The following is a 14,550-nucleotide window of genomic DNA, read 5'->3' as shown; positions in this document are numbered from 1 at the left end:
TCAACGCCGTCGATCCCCACGCCTGGCTCGCAGACACCATCGCCCGCATCCCCGACTACAAGATCACCAAGGTCGATGACTTGCTGCCGTGGAAATGGCGCGGGTAGCGGTCAGGCCGGACGCTTACGGACGAAAGGCGGCAGATCTGGTTTCGGCGTCTTTTCCCGGCGCTGAAGTCCAGACGACATCCGGTCACGACCGGATCGGAGCAGCGCTTTGACGGGGAAATATGGCGGAGGGGAAAGGACTGCGGTCCAACCTTCTCTGGAAATCAGGTTTACTATCCGCGCTCAAAGCTCATGCGTACTGATCCGCGGCCGACCTCCTTGAACTTGATGCGATCTTTTTCACTCATTGGATTTGGAAGCTCGAAAACAGCCCACCGATCTTGGGAAAGCACGTAAGGCACATATAGGATCCGATACCTGCGCCGCCCGTCTTTCGCGGCAAGACTAGCGACGCGTATCTCGTTCGCAGTCAGTTCGAATTGGCCGGGGTCCTCGATCGACGACTTGACTTCGAACATCCACTCAACTGTCGGGGTTCGAACGGCAAAATCATAGCCCGCAGCATCGTTTCCTTCGCTACCGCCCAAAATCTTTGCCCTGTTACTTGAGACCCACGCCGTGTCGTCAGCGGCCGCGCCAAACCGGCGCTGCAGGTATTGAAAAGCACGCCATTCACCCAGATAGCCAACCGCTTCACGCTGGCTGTCCGTCAGATGTCTTTCTGGATTTCGACCTTCACCGCTTCCCCTGCCACCCTTGCCCGAACCGGTACGGTCAGTGGAAATCAGATCATTTAGCTTGGGTGCCTGGGCACTGCGCGAATACCATCCCTCATCCTGCGCAAGGAAAGACTCGGCCATTTCCGCTAGTTTCGCAGCAAAGCTCTCATCGGCCGTGTCTAGACGTTGTCCTCCGAATTGAATGCTACGCTTCTCAATTTCGCTTTGCTGCCGTTCAGATTCCCGCGCCCGCTTCTGAGCTTCGATTTCCTCATCACCTAGGCCAAGGTCTTGGCGTACTATTGACAGCGGCATGTTTGCTGGCCAGCAACCGGCAAGTTGGCAAAGCACGGGGAGTTGGTTTGGCTCGATTTCCACGAAATCGAGGAGGCCGGCATTCTCCAAATGGCGCGGAACGCTCTGCGGCTCAGTGCCTGACCAGATTTCTGGCACGTCCGCGCCGTTTTTGCGACACCAAGCGGTAACCAACGAAATCGCATCGACTGCAAAGCTGCGCGCGGCGCGGCGGTTTCGATCGACCAGACTGCGAAGCGGTGGCAAAGTTACTTCGGGAGGACTTCCAACAAGTGCAGCAAGGCAACCAAACGCCCGGTCAGCTACCGTGTTCTGGTCCAAGAAGTCGCGGGCGAGCAACCAATCCGCGTTGAACGTCACGAAGTCGAGGTTTTTGCGTTCCTGATAAATAGCTAGGCTGCGGCCCTCCTTGAAGTCGGCCAGATGTATCTCACGGAGGCGATCAATGAGTTGCGGGCGCAGCGCGGCCAAGTGCCCGTCGAACATGGCGCGCAGTTCCGCATCATAGCCAATCTGCTCCTCACCGAGTGCCAGAAGAACTTCGTTCAATTCTGCTAGATCGAGATTGAGGAGCCGGCGAATATCCCTCAGATCTGTCGCCTTTTTGCAGGCCTCCATGATAGCTGGAGCGTTCGCTCTTTCAGAGGTTAAATTGGCCTCAAGCCAAGATGAAATGTCGACTTCGGGCCCCTGAGTCTGAAGCAGAACTGCGAGATCACGCGCCGCTTCAATGCCGACAAGACAACCGACAACGGGGACCAGCATTCTGATCATGTGAGCGAGGTCTGTTCGAAGCTCCGCCCGCATATCCTGTACGGTCCGAATGTCACATTCCAAGGCTCGAGCAAGTTCGAAATCCCCAGGTGCCAACAGTTGCCTCGGCATTTGACCGATGCCCAAACGCAGAAGTATTCGCTCCAATGACCTCAAATTGGGGTGAATGAGTCTAGTCAGGTCGCAGGACAGGTCTCCTGCCAACGTCGGCCAATCAAGCTCCAGCGCCTCTTTCAAAACTAGGGTTGGATGAGTCGGATCCGGAATAGCATACCAGTCCAACGCCCCTGGTGCGACTTCCTCATCCGCTAGATAAAGCGAAATATTCCGGCACCGCCGAAGCCGCAATGAGCGAATTCGGCGGTCAATCGTCTCTGCGGCTATCGAACGCTCGAGGTTTTCCCCTCGCAACGCGTTCGCTAGCACGGCAACCTCTGGCAGCCAGTCAATTCCCGAAGCGATCAGCAGCGGATCAGCAGGGCCGGGAACAAATACCGTTCCATCGAGCAGTAGCTTCACACCGCCGGAATCGATACGAAGAGGACGATAGGTGCCGGTTTTCTCCAATATTTCAAAGACCTTGCTCAGATCTTCTCCGACTTCCAGCACCGGCTGGCCTGCCGAGGACAATGCACGTACGTCGAATCTGTGACCGTCATCAGCCAAAATGACTGGTAAAGGTGACGAGAGGTCCCCTGTTACGACTTCCCACTGCCCCCGTCGACTGACCACCAACGGCAGATCAGACGGGATTTGTTCCCCTAAGCTGCAAACATCTTTCCAACTGCGCAGAAGCTCGCGCCGGAAGCTGGGGCGCTCGGCCGCTTGGAGATGACCGCAGACAGTTGCAAGTGCCCTGATCCTCTCGAGCGCGGTTTCACGGCTCGTCCAGTCCTGAAGTCCAATCAAGGGTGAGAAAGCGATCTTTGCCACTTGGTCGGTCTCGACAAGGCGCGTCGCATCTGCCGAGGCTCCGAAAACAAACTTCGGGACCTTCGAGCGCCGATCACTCGCGGCCCAGCATTGATTGGGACGAAGAAACCGCTCACCGTCCTGCGTTTCCACGGGAAGCCAAGGCTTAGAACGCACGAATATGGCCAAAGGCGACTGCAGGACGCGTTCATCCTGCTGCTTTTCTGGCCTCTCGTAGCGGCCCAAGCGGAACGTCAGGCAATCATGACCGTGTTCCTTGAGATGATGGATCACAAGGCGGCAGAGGGCATACTTAGCAGTTTCGCTCAGATTCTGGTGCTCTACCTGCCCCGGCAGACGCCACGCTTCTCCCTTCATTGAGTAGCTGGTGTAGCGGTGATGGAAGAATGTTCTCGATGCCGCATGGACCCAATCTTGGTCCATTCCGTCCGCGGGCTTTGCAGAAGCGAGCCGCGTCTCCCACTCACCGCTTGGCGTACCCTCGCGCCGGATATCGGACGCGAAGGGCCGCAGCCCATCGGCAACGCCGACAAGGTCCAGAAACTGAGCCCAGTGGCGCTTCGAGTCGCCACCTGCGTCGGGCCATTCATCCCAAGATGTAAGAAGCGTTTGGCGCGCTTTACGGCAATCAGGCGACACTTCCGCGGCTGCTAAGAGGTAAGTCTCGAGTGCTTGGCCGACCTCCGACCACGACGCCGAAAAGCATGCTGTGGATGCCGGTCCCCATCCATCGACAAGAGGTACATGCAATTTTGCCGTCTTGAGGGCGGCCTCGAGTCGAGAGCCCGGCGATGCACGCCAGAGACGAAAGGCCCAATTGAGCGCGTCTCTTCGCATATTTTCAGTGGCCGTGTCCGACAACGCGCCTCCAAGCCCAGCAAGCGCTTCAACAGGATCGAACTCCAGTACGAGACGAGCTCTAACGAATTCGGCCAACGTTTCGCCCGCCAACTCAACGCGCTCGTGCAGCAATTTGTAGCGGCGTGAAATGGATGCTGGCGGCAGTGGGGCAGCATCCTTTGTGCCACGACTTCCAGAAAGACTGCCACGGACGAAGACCCTGTCGCCTAGATGACTGCCGTGTCCACCAGCGGCTCGCAATTTTTCCTTTCGGTCCAAAAGTATTCGCTTGCCTGTAAGGCTTTGCAGATCACACTTGGCAGCCGAGAACAGAGGCGGGAGGTCTGCATAAAACCTCGACCAGTCGGCAGGAGGAGCACCCCTATTCAGCATATCCTCCGCTAGAGCTTCCACCCACTCGGTGAGTTGCTCCGCCCCAGGCAGCATTGAAGCGAGGCTGTTCCAAGCGCCAAACGACCGCGCCGCCATGTTCCGTAGCCGCTCAAGTCTCTTGGCGTCCAACTCTGGACCGACAATGTGCGCCCCGGTCAGTTCAACGATCTTGCGTTTCACGATGACCGACGGTTTGACTTCGGGCCAAACCCAAGCGTGATTGAGACTCGACCAAGCCTCCCCGTCAGGTGTCTTCAAAATGGGCACGAAGGGAAGATCACGCAGGCCTTGCTCATAGATTGCTGCCGCCCGATCCAATGCCTTAGCTTGCGTTCCAGTCCATGCGATCAGGTCGAAGACAGCACTGCGTCTGACGCTTAACTCATCGGCCAGAATCGTTTGGGCACCAAGAACACAGGTCTTCGCTATTTCGTCGAGCAGGAAATCGTTCAATGGCAGAGTCAGATCGGTATTGCGCCTGTCAATGTCCGAAAAGAACGGCGCATCGAGATGGCCTGCAAAAGGAGATACCGCAGTCTCAGCCATTGGCAGGAAGTTGTAGAGACGGCCCTTGTCAATATGTACGTCAGACAGGCCGACCGCTACGGAAACCGCTGGTTGCCCCTTCCAGTCCAACCAGCGCTCGAGGGCGGGCGCGCGCTTGATGCTGCGCCGCACTGCGTCAAGCACGCCCTCAGACTCGAGCTTGCGCCTCAAGTGAAGAAAACGCGCCTTGGGGCCGACTGTTACCTCCGATACTTCTATGCCGTTGTTCTGCTCTGCTGGATGCAGAACTTTCTTTTGGCGCGTTAGCTTAGTGCGGCGGCTTGGCCCTTCCGGCAGCACGACATCGATCTGAACCTCGGATATCCGATCCAGAAAGAGCAGCATCGGCACTTCTAGGTCAGCGATCGCCTCGATCTGCCTCCGCAACAGATCGATCGCCTCAGCGCTCTTCAGAGGCGCAAAGATGACAGTTGCAAAGCCTTGGGTCGCCCAAAAGTGTATGTCCGCAGGTGCAGTGTCGGCGAGGGGCACAGGAACAAGATAGCGCGGGATGTTTCCTGCAACAGTCGCGGCCTCAGCCGCGCTCAGCCCATTCGACATAACCAGCGCCTCGATTTCATCCAGGTGCCCGAAGCGGAAGCAAAAGCCATCAAACCGCTTGCTATCGTCTCCGTCGCCCCATCGCGAATAGATTTGGACGTCATCGGTTATCGCTTCTATGCTTCGAAAGCCCAATCCTTTGTTTCCGATGCCATCACCGATGTGCTTGCGGCTGGAGGCTAGGTTAATAATCCCTCGGACGTCCTCTTCCCAACGGAAACCACGCCCTCCGTTCGCAACAATCAGATGGCCACTTTGCGGTCCTGTAACGACTAGGCGGATCGCGATTTTACCCTTTTCACCAAACTCGTGCGCGTCATGAGCGTTCTGAATGAGTTCATGCAGAACACGATCACCGTACTCTGTGCCTATGACACGCCCGATGTTATTGAGGCTGCCGTAGACCTCTTGGTTTTTCCGGTACGCGTCCACCGCGTTGGCGACGGCGTCACGACATTGCTGCCAGAGCATTTGCTCCGGGCTGAGGATTGTGTAGCTCGTGTCTGATGGGCGGATTTCCGATAGACCCACGCTGTCAACTCCTCACTCTTAGCCTTGCACAGCATACTTCCCATGCTGCAACATCAAGTTTATCCCTGTCGACTTGAATACTCATTTGCAGCGACCTGGCGCGCCTCATCAATCGAGCGGCTAGCCTCCGGCAATGTTTGCCCCAGCACTTTGACCTCGTAGACGCGATTGCCACTGAGCCGGTGTTGCTCGGTCTTCCGGACGGTCACGACGCATGCACCATCGGCATATCCGAAGGACACATAACCATGGCCGTGAGGTTCGAATAGCAAAGCACCCACCACATCGGATGGCTTCGGGCGGACTCTGCCTCGCTCAATTGCTTCGATCTCGTCCAGCATTTTTCTTGCTGTCTCGACATCTCCGTTTCCGGACCTTGCAATGCGCATGGCAGAGAACCAGAATTTCTTGAGCCGCTCTGGCGGCATGCCATTCAATTGGTTGATGATATTCGCCGAATTCACTTTCGTTCCTCCTGATCCATCGAACCCCCTTTTTGGTCCGATTGCCACAACTTCAGTGCACAGAGCGTATTCACCAGCCGCATCTGCTCGACCGTCTCGCATTTCGCCTCGCGCAGGCGTGGCGCCCCGAACACGAGCGAAAGCCCCTTGGCGCGCGACACCGCCACGTTAATGCGGTTGAGCGAGAACAGGAACTCCATCCCTCGCGATGTTTCCTCGGCCGACGAAGCGGTCATTGACACCAGGCAGACGGGTGCTTCCTGCCCCTGGAATTTGTCCACGGTGCCGACGCGGATGCCATCGGGCAGAGCGTCGCGGAGGGCGTTCACCTGGGCATTGTATGGGGCGACCACAATGATGTCTGTCTGGCGCATCGGTCGGGTTGTGCCGTCTTTCTCCGTCCAAGTGCCCTTCAGTAGATCACGTATGGCGGCTTGAATGGCAGCCACTTCCTCCGGCGCAATCTGGGCATTGCCTTCATGCGAAACCGGCACCCAAAACGCCCCGGCCTCAGGAAAGGCCGTGCCGCTCACACCTTGACGGGCGTTGTCGGGATGGCTGATGAGCCGCCCCTCATAGACCTGATCGGAAATGAAGCGGCAAACGTCGGGGTGCATGCGGCGCGAGACTGGCAGGAAGATGCCCCGATCAGGCGGCACAGTCGCGTGATTGCCCAGCATCCAATCGAGGCACGACAAGTTTGCAGGCGCGGGATGCGCGCCCTGGATCACCTGCGGCAACTGGCGCGGATCGCCGACCAGCACGATGTTTCGTGCCGCCCGCCCCATGGCAACCATATTGGCAAGACCGACCTGTCCCGCCTCGTCCACGAAGAGCCAATCGAAGGCTTGCTCGAACTCAGGGCGCGCGAAGAACCAGGCGGTTCCGCCAACGACATGCGCTTGTTGCAGCGCAGGATCGTCGTTCGATGACGCCCGGGTGATGCCGGTGAATCCGTCAGGATAACCGTCTTCGCCCGCGCTGACCTTGTGGGCCAGTTCGGCGTTTTCGAGGGTGATGTCGGGGTCGCTATCCTCCAGCGCGCTGAGGCATCCCATTAGGACATTGCGAATGGCCTCGTGACTGTTCGACGCCACGCCAACGCGATGCCCTACGCGCACAAGCGCAAGGATCGCTCGGGCGGTCACATAGGTCTTGCCGGTTCCTGGTGGCCCTTGGATCGGCAGCACGGTGCCGTCCATAGCCGCGACAGCGGCAAGCGTGCCTGCAACCGGATCGGCCCCGTTCGGCAGGTCGGACGGCGTGCCGGTGGTCAGGCGCGGAGCGGCGCGTGACAAAAGATCGTCGACTGCTGTAAACCGGCGCGACCCACATTGATCGGCAATCACATCCCGCAGGGCGGCGGCGATCACGTCGGTGTTCAGCGGCCAGTCGGGGTGCAGCGTCAACTGATCGGTCAGAAGATGCGCCTTCGCAGGCCCCGCCTTGACCGTTATCTCGCGCGCGGTGCGGTCCAGCGCCTCGATGCTGACCGTCGCAGGTGCCCCATCAACGACCGGCACGGTCGCTTGCCTGCCGCCACGCAACTTCGTCTCCTGCGGCGGGAAGAGGTAGGTGCGCGCCATTGAACGTTTGACCTGTTCGGCTGGCCCCATGGCTTCTAGCCCGGCAAGCGCATCGAGATCGTCGATCAGATCATCCTCATCCTTGCCCACGCTATCGAACACCGCCCATTGCGCGGGTTTGGCTTCACGCTTGTGGAAAACGCCGAGGTTGAACAAAATCTCCTGTCGGTCCTGGGGCAAGCCCGATGCGGCGAGGGCCGCACGCAGGGCCTGTGTGTCGGCGTCCTCCTCGGCCTCCTTGGTGCCCGCGTCTTGCCCCAGCACCGGCCAAGGTGCGGCCGGTCGGATAACCGCCAGCCAATCACGCAGTTCCTCGGTCGATATGCAGTCGACGCGGTTGTAATCCTCGATCTCGTCAAGGATCTGCCGATCGCCCGTCTCACGCCAGCGTTCATAGGCGACGACCGAACCCCCTGCGGTTTTCACCTCGCCATCGCGCTTGCGGCCATAAAAGGCTTCCATCGACTTGATGGAATAGTTGGCCTCGGACCCGATCAAACTGCCGCGCACCACGGCAAAAAGATCAACGAAACGGCGCTCTCTCAGCAGACGGTCGAGGAAGGCCTCGCCGATCCCATATTTCGTGGTCAGCCGCCTCAGCGCCGTGATTTCGTAAGCGGCGTAATGGTAGATGCGTGCGGCTGGATGCGCGTCGAGGCGGTCACGGAAGAACGCGACCAATTCGGAAAGTGCCTGTGCCTCGGCAGCATGGTCATGGCCCCAAAACGCGCGAAACTCACCGTCGAACCAAACACCATGCAGGTATTCCAGGCCGCCTTCGAAATGCGGATCGCCTTCGATGTCATAGAAGATGTCGCCGGGCTGCGGCTCGGGCAACAGCTCAAATCCCTTGCCAAGCTCGGGCGTACGCAGTTCGAACGTCGGCTCACCGGTCTTGCGAGCGTGCTGCAGCCTGGCTTGCGTGGTAAGTCGCAGCCGGGTGTTTTCCGCCATGCCACGAACCGGATGATCGAGGTTGGCGAGGGCTTCCATCGTGGCGATGCCCGCCGCTTCCAGCTTCTTGACCTGTCCGCGGCTGATATTGGCCACGTTGAACAGGCTGTCCTCTGCCTGCCAGACGCTCTCACAATGATCGGCCCAGCGGCACAGGCCGCAATCGGCACAGAGAATGGGCCTTGTCGGCGTCGGGTTGGCCACAAAACCTTCCAGCCGTGCGCGGGCCATCCTTGCGTAGGCCGAATAGTCAGCAAGCCGCAGCGTTGCACGGGTACCGTCGCCAAGCTCGACATGGGCGAACTCGGGCGCGACCCCCTGAACTTCGGTCAGCAGGTCGGAATAGAGCACCAGTTGAAGGACGTGTTTCGGATGCGGGCGGCGCTTAAGCTTTGTGTCGGCCACTTCATAGCTGAAAGCGCCAAGGGCCGAGGGGCGCTCCACGCGTTCCAGAAAATCCGACCACCCGCCCCAGTTGCCCGATAGGAGCGCCCCCTGAAACACGACCTCCGGTCCGGCAGCAAGTGCAGCGCGGGTTGTGGCGGCGTTCTGCACAAGGTCGCCCCGCGCTACCTCCACGATACCGCGCCCTGCCGCGCCCAGCCGCGCGAGGTGCGCCGCCTCGTGGGCATCGCCCTGCTTTTGCAGCAGGGCGGCGTCCTCACTATCCTCGCGCGGATCCGGCCCCTCTCCCCGTAAACGAGATAGATCCAGTGTGGTCGCATGGGCGCAGCCCATGAACCGCATCAGGTCGGTCGCTGAGAAGAGCATATGGCCGCCAACGTCCCGCATGGTTGCTCCGAATGATCCGAACGCAACCCGCAAGGGAATCGCCTCGACAGATTGCAGGATCATCAATAGCTTGCATGGGTGTCAATCTCTGACACGCTTTAGCATCAAGGTAAGTTCATGTCGTTTTCCAAAGCGCAGGACTTGATCAGGCTCGCGAGGCTGGCGGCATCTCGGCGAAGTGGGATAAGCTTGGATGAAATTTGCGAGGAGTTCGGCATTTCGCACCGGACCGCGCAGCGCATGACCGATGCGCTGGAGACCACCTTCATGAACGTAGAAGCGGAAGATGGCGATGACCGTCGCCGCCGATGGCGGGTAGCGGATCCAATGCTAGACCGGCTGCAACCCCGGCAAGAGACTGCTGTCGAAGCGTTGGACATCGCTGGCCGATCAGCGCAGGCTGATGGCCGCTTGCGCCACGCTTCTGCCCTTGCCGACCTGCGCGAGGGTCTGCTTTCGCGGCTTGCACCAAAGGACGCCGCGCGAACCGAAGCAGATGCAGAAGCCGTCCTAACCGCAATGGGGTCCGTGACCAGACCCGGTCCGAGGGTCAACCTTGCCCCAAGAGTCCTTGATGCGGTGATTGAGGCATTGCGCGGCCCGTTCCGTTTGCAACTGCGCTACGGCGACACCGACGCGCCGGAACGGGTGATCGAACCGCACGGCCTGCTTTTGGGGCACCGCAGCTATCTTGTCGCGCGGCAGCCGTCGCGGGGTGACACGATCCTGAACTTCCGAATGGACCGGATCCACACTGCCGAAGCCTTGGACGAAAGTTTCGCCTTTGCGCCTGGTTTCTCGCTGGAGGATTATGCAGCGCAGGCCTTTGGCGTGTATCAGGATCCCGCGCAATACGGGGAGGTGATCTGGCGCTTTGCGCCTGAGGTCGCTGTGCGTGCGGCCGAGTTCCGCTTTCATCCCACGCAAGCTCTGGAACTGCAGGATGATGGCAGCCTGATCGTGAGGTTCCACGCGGCGGGGTGGCTCGAGATGGCATGGCATCTCTATCAATGGGGCAACAAGGTCGAGGTTGTTGCCCCGGAAGGGCTACGATCTTTGGTGGAAGGCTACCAGCGATCAGATTTTGACGGACTGCCGTGATCGGCTTTCAGAAAAGGAATTGAACGATGAAGGATGCTCTCGACCATGCTGCCCTGAAGACCAAGCAACGCGCCATCCGTGCGGGTTTTCCCGAAACGATGGGATTGCGGGCCCATCGCGCCATCAGTTGGATCGGCCGCGCCGAAGCTTGCGGCGACGATGATGACGCCCGCTTCATTTTCCTCTGGATCGCCTTCAATGCAGCCTACGCCGACGAGCGCGAGTTACAGACGGTGGCTCCCGGCGAACGCGCCGCTTTCGTCGACTTCTTCAGCAAATTGGTGGCCTTGGATGGTGGGCGGCGTATTTATAACGCCGTCTGGCAACGGTTTTCTGGGCCAGTTCGGACGCTCATGGAGAACCGTTATGTTTTCAACCCGTTCTGGCAGCATCACAATGGGATCGATGGGTTCGCGGACTGGGAAGATCGCTTCAAGGTATCGGCACGCGCCTTTGCTCAGGCGTTCCAAGCAGGTGACACGGCCAAGGTGTTGAGTTTCGTGTTCGACCGGCTCTACGTCCTGCGCAATCAGTTGGTCCACGGTGGCTCGACCTGGAACAGCGGTATAAACCGGGCGCAAGTCCGTGATGGCGCCGCGATCCTGACCTTCCTGATGCCGGTAATTGTCGACATGATGATGGAAAATCCGGGCAAAGACTGGGGTAAACCGTTCTATCCCGTGGTCGACTAGTCCGCACCGGCAATCATCGGCGACGCACTTTTGTGCCCACTTCAGGGCCAGACACTTTGATCGCTAGTCGCGCCAATTGCGAGCCACAGATAAGGAGTTGCAAGGGCCCGAGAATTGCGAAGCCCCTACGAATTTCTTGGAGATTCAATCCGCTGATAGAAATTCAGCCCCCCGAAACCCAGGGCAGGCCTTCATTGCATAGTTGTTGTGCCCCGAAACCTTCTGGATCGCCGCGCGACCCTTGATCGCGCCGATCAGCCGTCTCGCAGCCACCGCCTGCGCCGGAGTGAAGTTCCTCTCGAACGGATCGTCCGCCTTCGCCCCATAACCGCCCAGCAGGCAAATCCCGATGGTCCCACGATTGTGCCCCTCGACATGGGCACCGATCTCGGTCTCCCGCCGCCCCGGCGCCACAGCCCCATCCCGGTCGATCACCCAGTGATAGCCGATGTCGCGCCAGCCGCGCTCCTGCACATGCCAGCGCTGAATTTCGGCGACCTTCTCGGCCAGCGGCCGACCGGCCATCCAGTCCGGTCGAGTGTCGGCGCAGTGCAGGATGATTTCAGTGACGGGGTAGCGAGCTTTGCCTTGGTAGATCATAGGTTATCCTTTCGATGGTCAGACGCAGAGGAAGAACAAGAAGCCGACCAGCACCGCGACACCCCAGAACAGGGCCTCGCGGCGGAGGTGGCGGAAGCGGTCAGCCTTGCGCATCGCCATCCCCCTTCGCCCTGGAGGTGCGCGTGCGGATCAGGTCGATGAGCAGACCCGCGATGGAAATGCCGCCCAGTCCCACCAGGAAGGAGGCGAAGCCCGTGCTGTCGCCGTTCGGGGCCAGATCCCCGATCATCGGCTTGATCAGCGGGTTGACGAAGGGGCCGACGTAGAGGGCGCAGATCGAGCCCACGAGTAGGGAGGCCACGCCGTCCTGCCAGCGCTCGCGCAGGGTCACCCAGCGGACAATGCCGCCCGCGGCCCCTGCGAGGGCGGTTTTCGCCTGATCGGTCATGATCCATGACCAGAAGTCGTTCTGGTTTGCCACGAAGGGCTCCTTTTCGGTTTGGTATAGGGAAGGAGGTCAGGACCAGGTGCCGCCCAGCGCGGCGGCGGGTCCGAGGTAGATGCATTCGAAATAGCTGCCCGCGTTGACGACGGCGGCCGCGGCTACATCGAGGGCGATGGAGGGGATGACCGTCCCAGCACTGGTAATCTCGAAGGTGCCGTGGATTGAGGCGCGCAGCGCCGCGGAGGTGGCGGCCGTCGCCAGGACACCGCCGCTGGCCGGAACATCGGAGGCGGTGCCGGACGTCGCCGTCGTGCCGCCGACCGCCACGGTGCCGCGCGAGCCGAAATCCTGCATCGACATCTTGCCGAAGATGGCCGTACCAGCTCCCTTCAAATCGAACTTCGCCGAGCCGCTGGTCGTCGACATCGAGGTCAGGAGGAGCGAACAGGAAAACCGCCAGGTGCCGGCCGCGAGGGTGAGCGCGCCGTTGGCCGACCAATTGAAGAGCTTCTGGGTGGTGATGACGCTGGCCAGCGTGTAGTTCGCCTGCAGCACGCCATAGGCAAGACTGGGCGCAGCGAGATCGATCGAAGCGCCCGCCTGGCGGCCCCTGAACCTGCCCGTCGTGGCATTGTACCAGAGATCACCGTCGGCCACCGTGCCGGGATCGCCGGCATTGGGGTTCAGCTGGATGGCCTGCAGGACGCGGACGCGGCCGGAGGTCCGTTCGAGCTGCAGAGCGTTGAACCAGCTGGCGCCGTCGGGCGAGACCTTGATCTGGAAATCGTCCGATCCGGTCAGCCCGAATTCCGCCCGGCCGGAGAACCCGGTCTGGAACAGGAAGGAGCCGGTGTCGGTGGCCGCGGCCTTGTTGACCTTGACCTGATGCCCGGCGCCCGCGTGGTTGAAGAGGCTGGCCGGGGCGTTGAGAGACAGCCGGTTGGTGGCATCGGCTATGGCGCCGCCGAGCCCGAGATGGAGCGCTGAGACATTGGCCGCCGCCATAGCGATGGCAGAGACGCTGGACCCGAAGGTCACCGTCGGACTGTTGATGGTGAGCGCGCCCAGCGCGCCGGCCACCGCCGAGCCGATGGTGACATTGGTCGTCGAGCCCACAACGCCGGCGGTGCCGATGTTCACGGTCTTGCTGCTGCCATTCAGCGTGGCGCCAGAAGCGAGGTTGGTGGTGCCGGTGCCGGTCGAGGTGCCGAGATCGTTGTTGGCGTTCGACAGTGTCTGCTTGGCGGAAAAGGTCTGGGCCACAGCCAGCCCGGCCAGGGTCGTGTTCGCATCGGGCAGCGTGAACACCCGGGTCGCCGCGGCGGCGAACCCCGCGATCTGGAACCGGGCCTGTTTGGTCGGATCGATGTCGTCCTGCAGCGTGAAGGCCGCATCCGAAAAGACGCCGGTGATCAGCCCGGTCCAGATCCCAGTCCCACCGTTGTAGAGGAGCACCGTGTCGCTGCTGACATCGACGGCGGTCCAGCCGTCGAGTGGAGCGTAGAAGGCCCAGGCCCCGTCCTGCCAGGCAGCAATCTGCCCCGCGTGTCCTGCCCATACGCCGCTCGGCGCAGCCGGGAGGATCCAGCGCTGGCCCTCGGTGGGACTTGCCGGCGGCGTGGCCAGTGCCGCGCTCTGGACGGTGACCTGCACCAGCGCATCGAGGCGCCGCAGCGCCTCGTTCATGGTCACATGCTTCTGCGACTGGTTTGCCGCGAGGTAGGGCAGAACCAGATTTGGCGTATCCGCCATGGGTATTCTCCTAGGGTGTCAGGATGGTCTCGGCCGGAGCGCCACGACCGAGCTGGCCGCTCTGGAAAACGCGCAGGCGCAGGCTGCTGATCAGGCCGCCGAAATCGACGGTCTGCATCGCGGCGGTGTAGGTCCAGGTGGCTGTCGCCAAGCACGGAGGCCGTGCGCACCACCGTTCCGCCGCCGTTCAGGACTTCGAGATCATAGTTTTCGGAGGCCTCTCCAAGAGGCACCTCGGGCGCGTTCCAGCCGGCCTTATCAGTCGCTGTCGGCAATCGCTCGCGCCATCACCGGGACACGCTGGAACGGTTGGGTCTTCTTTGGGCTGAAAAACCATCGGAGGACGGCATGAATAAACCCGTCGTTCGCAAGCTGCGCTGCGCCGTCTACACGCGGAAATCCTCAGAAGAAGGGCTGGAGCAGGAGTTCAACAGCCTGCATGCCCAGCGGGAGGCCTGTGAATCGCCCCTAGATTTGTAGACGCCTTGCTTGGTAATTTTGGAAGCAAGGAGGACAAGATGTCCGGAGCTAAATTCACAGACGAGTTCAAGCGCGATGCCGTGGCCCAGATCGAGGATCGGGG

General features: G+C 60.5%; 10 protein-coding genes and 1 pseudogene. 4 read left to right on the top strand and 7 right to left on the bottom strand.

Annotated elements, in window-relative coordinates; genetic code table 11:
* On the top strand, positions 1-107 hold a 107-nt coding region (locus G4Z14_RS18485; protein WP_164627642.1), incomplete at its 5' end, for a transposase domain-containing protein.
* A gap of 173 nt (positions 108-280) precedes the next feature.
* On the opposite strand, the gene G4Z14_RS19190 is transcribed toward G4Z14_RS18485, so the two are convergent.
* Genes G4Z14_RS19190 through G4Z14_RS18470 form a run of 3 tightly spaced genes read right to left on the bottom strand, consistent with a single transcriptional unit; the run spans position 281 to position 9,479 of the window.
* Positions 281-5,620, bottom strand: coding sequence for a sacsin N-terminal ATP-binding-like domain-containing protein (locus G4Z14_RS19190; RefSeq protein ID WP_164628405.1), 5,340 nt, complete (start codon positions 5,618-5,620; stop codon positions 281-283).
* Between the two features lie 59 nt (positions 5,621-5,679).
* Positions 5,680-6,084, bottom strand: coding sequence for a hypothetical protein (locus tag G4Z14_RS18475; protein ID WP_164628403.1), 405 nt, complete (start codon positions 6,082-6,084; stop codon positions 5,680-5,682).
* Positions 6,081-9,479 (bottom strand): TM0106 family RecB-like putative nuclease, encoded by a 3,399-nt coding sequence (locus tag G4Z14_RS18470; RefSeq protein WP_227751867.1) that lies wholly within the window; start codon positions 9,477-9,479, stop codon positions 6,081-6,083. The genes G4Z14_RS18475 and G4Z14_RS18470 overlap by 4 nt, the downstream gene beginning before the upstream one ends.
* A 54-nt stretch (positions 9,480-9,533) precedes the next feature.
* Here G4Z14_RS18470 and G4Z14_RS18465 point away from each other — a divergent pair, with 54 nt between their 5' ends.
* Positions 9,534-10,517 carry a helix-turn-helix transcriptional regulator gene (locus G4Z14_RS18465; RefSeq protein WP_164628401.1) on the top strand — a complete coding sequence of 328 codons (984 nt, stop codon included), beginning with the start codon at positions 9,534-9,536 and terminating at the stop codon, positions 10,515-10,517.
* Positions 10,518-10,543: 26 nt separating this feature from the next.
* Entirely contained in the window at positions 10,544-11,209 is a 666-nt protein-coding gene (locus tag G4Z14_RS18460; RefSeq protein ID WP_227751866.1) for a HEPN domain-containing protein, read from the top strand.
* Between the two features lie 144 nt (positions 11,210-11,353).
* On the opposite strand, the gene G4Z14_RS18455 is transcribed toward G4Z14_RS18460, so the two are convergent.
* The 3 genes from G4Z14_RS18455 to G4Z14_RS19010 form a co-directional block, all read right to left on the bottom strand.
* The gene (locus G4Z14_RS18455) at positions 11,354-11,809 is read right to left on the bottom strand and encodes an N-acetylmuramoyl-L-alanine amidase (RefSeq protein ID WP_164628399.1); all 456 of its coding nucleotides are present in this window, start codon (positions 11,807-11,809) and stop codon (positions 11,354-11,356) included.
* Between the two features lie 100 nt (positions 11,810-11,909).
* A complete protein-coding gene (locus G4Z14_RS18450; protein WP_164628397.1) occupies positions 11,910-12,251 on the bottom strand; it encodes a hypothetical protein in 342 nt (113 codons plus the stop codon).
* A 36-nt stretch (positions 12,252-12,287) separates the two neighbouring features.
* Positions 12,288-13,967, bottom strand: coding sequence for a DUF2793 domain-containing protein (locus G4Z14_RS19010; RefSeq protein WP_227751865.1), 1,680 nt, complete (start codon positions 13,965-13,967; stop codon positions 12,288-12,290).
* 250 nt (positions 13,968-14,217) lie between these two features.
* Here G4Z14_RS19010 and G4Z14_RS18440 point away from each other — a divergent pair.
* Positions 14,218-14,319 (top strand): annotated as a pseudogene (locus tag G4Z14_RS18440) (DUF2924 domain-containing protein); the annotation flags it as partial.
* A gap of 34 nt (positions 14,320-14,353) precedes the next feature.
* Here G4Z14_RS18440 and G4Z14_RS19005 read toward each other — a convergent pair.
* The coding region (locus G4Z14_RS19005) for a hypothetical protein (protein ID WP_227751869.1) at positions 14,354-14,550 on the bottom strand (197 nt) is incomplete at its 5' end.

The organism is Tabrizicola oligotrophica (assembly GCF_011008935.1).
Taxonomy (GTDB): domain Bacteria; phylum Pseudomonadota; class Alphaproteobacteria; order Rhodobacterales; family Rhodobacteraceae; genus Tabrizicola_A; species Tabrizicola_A oligotrophica.
This window is presented reverse-complemented; position numbering and strand designations above follow the sequence as displayed.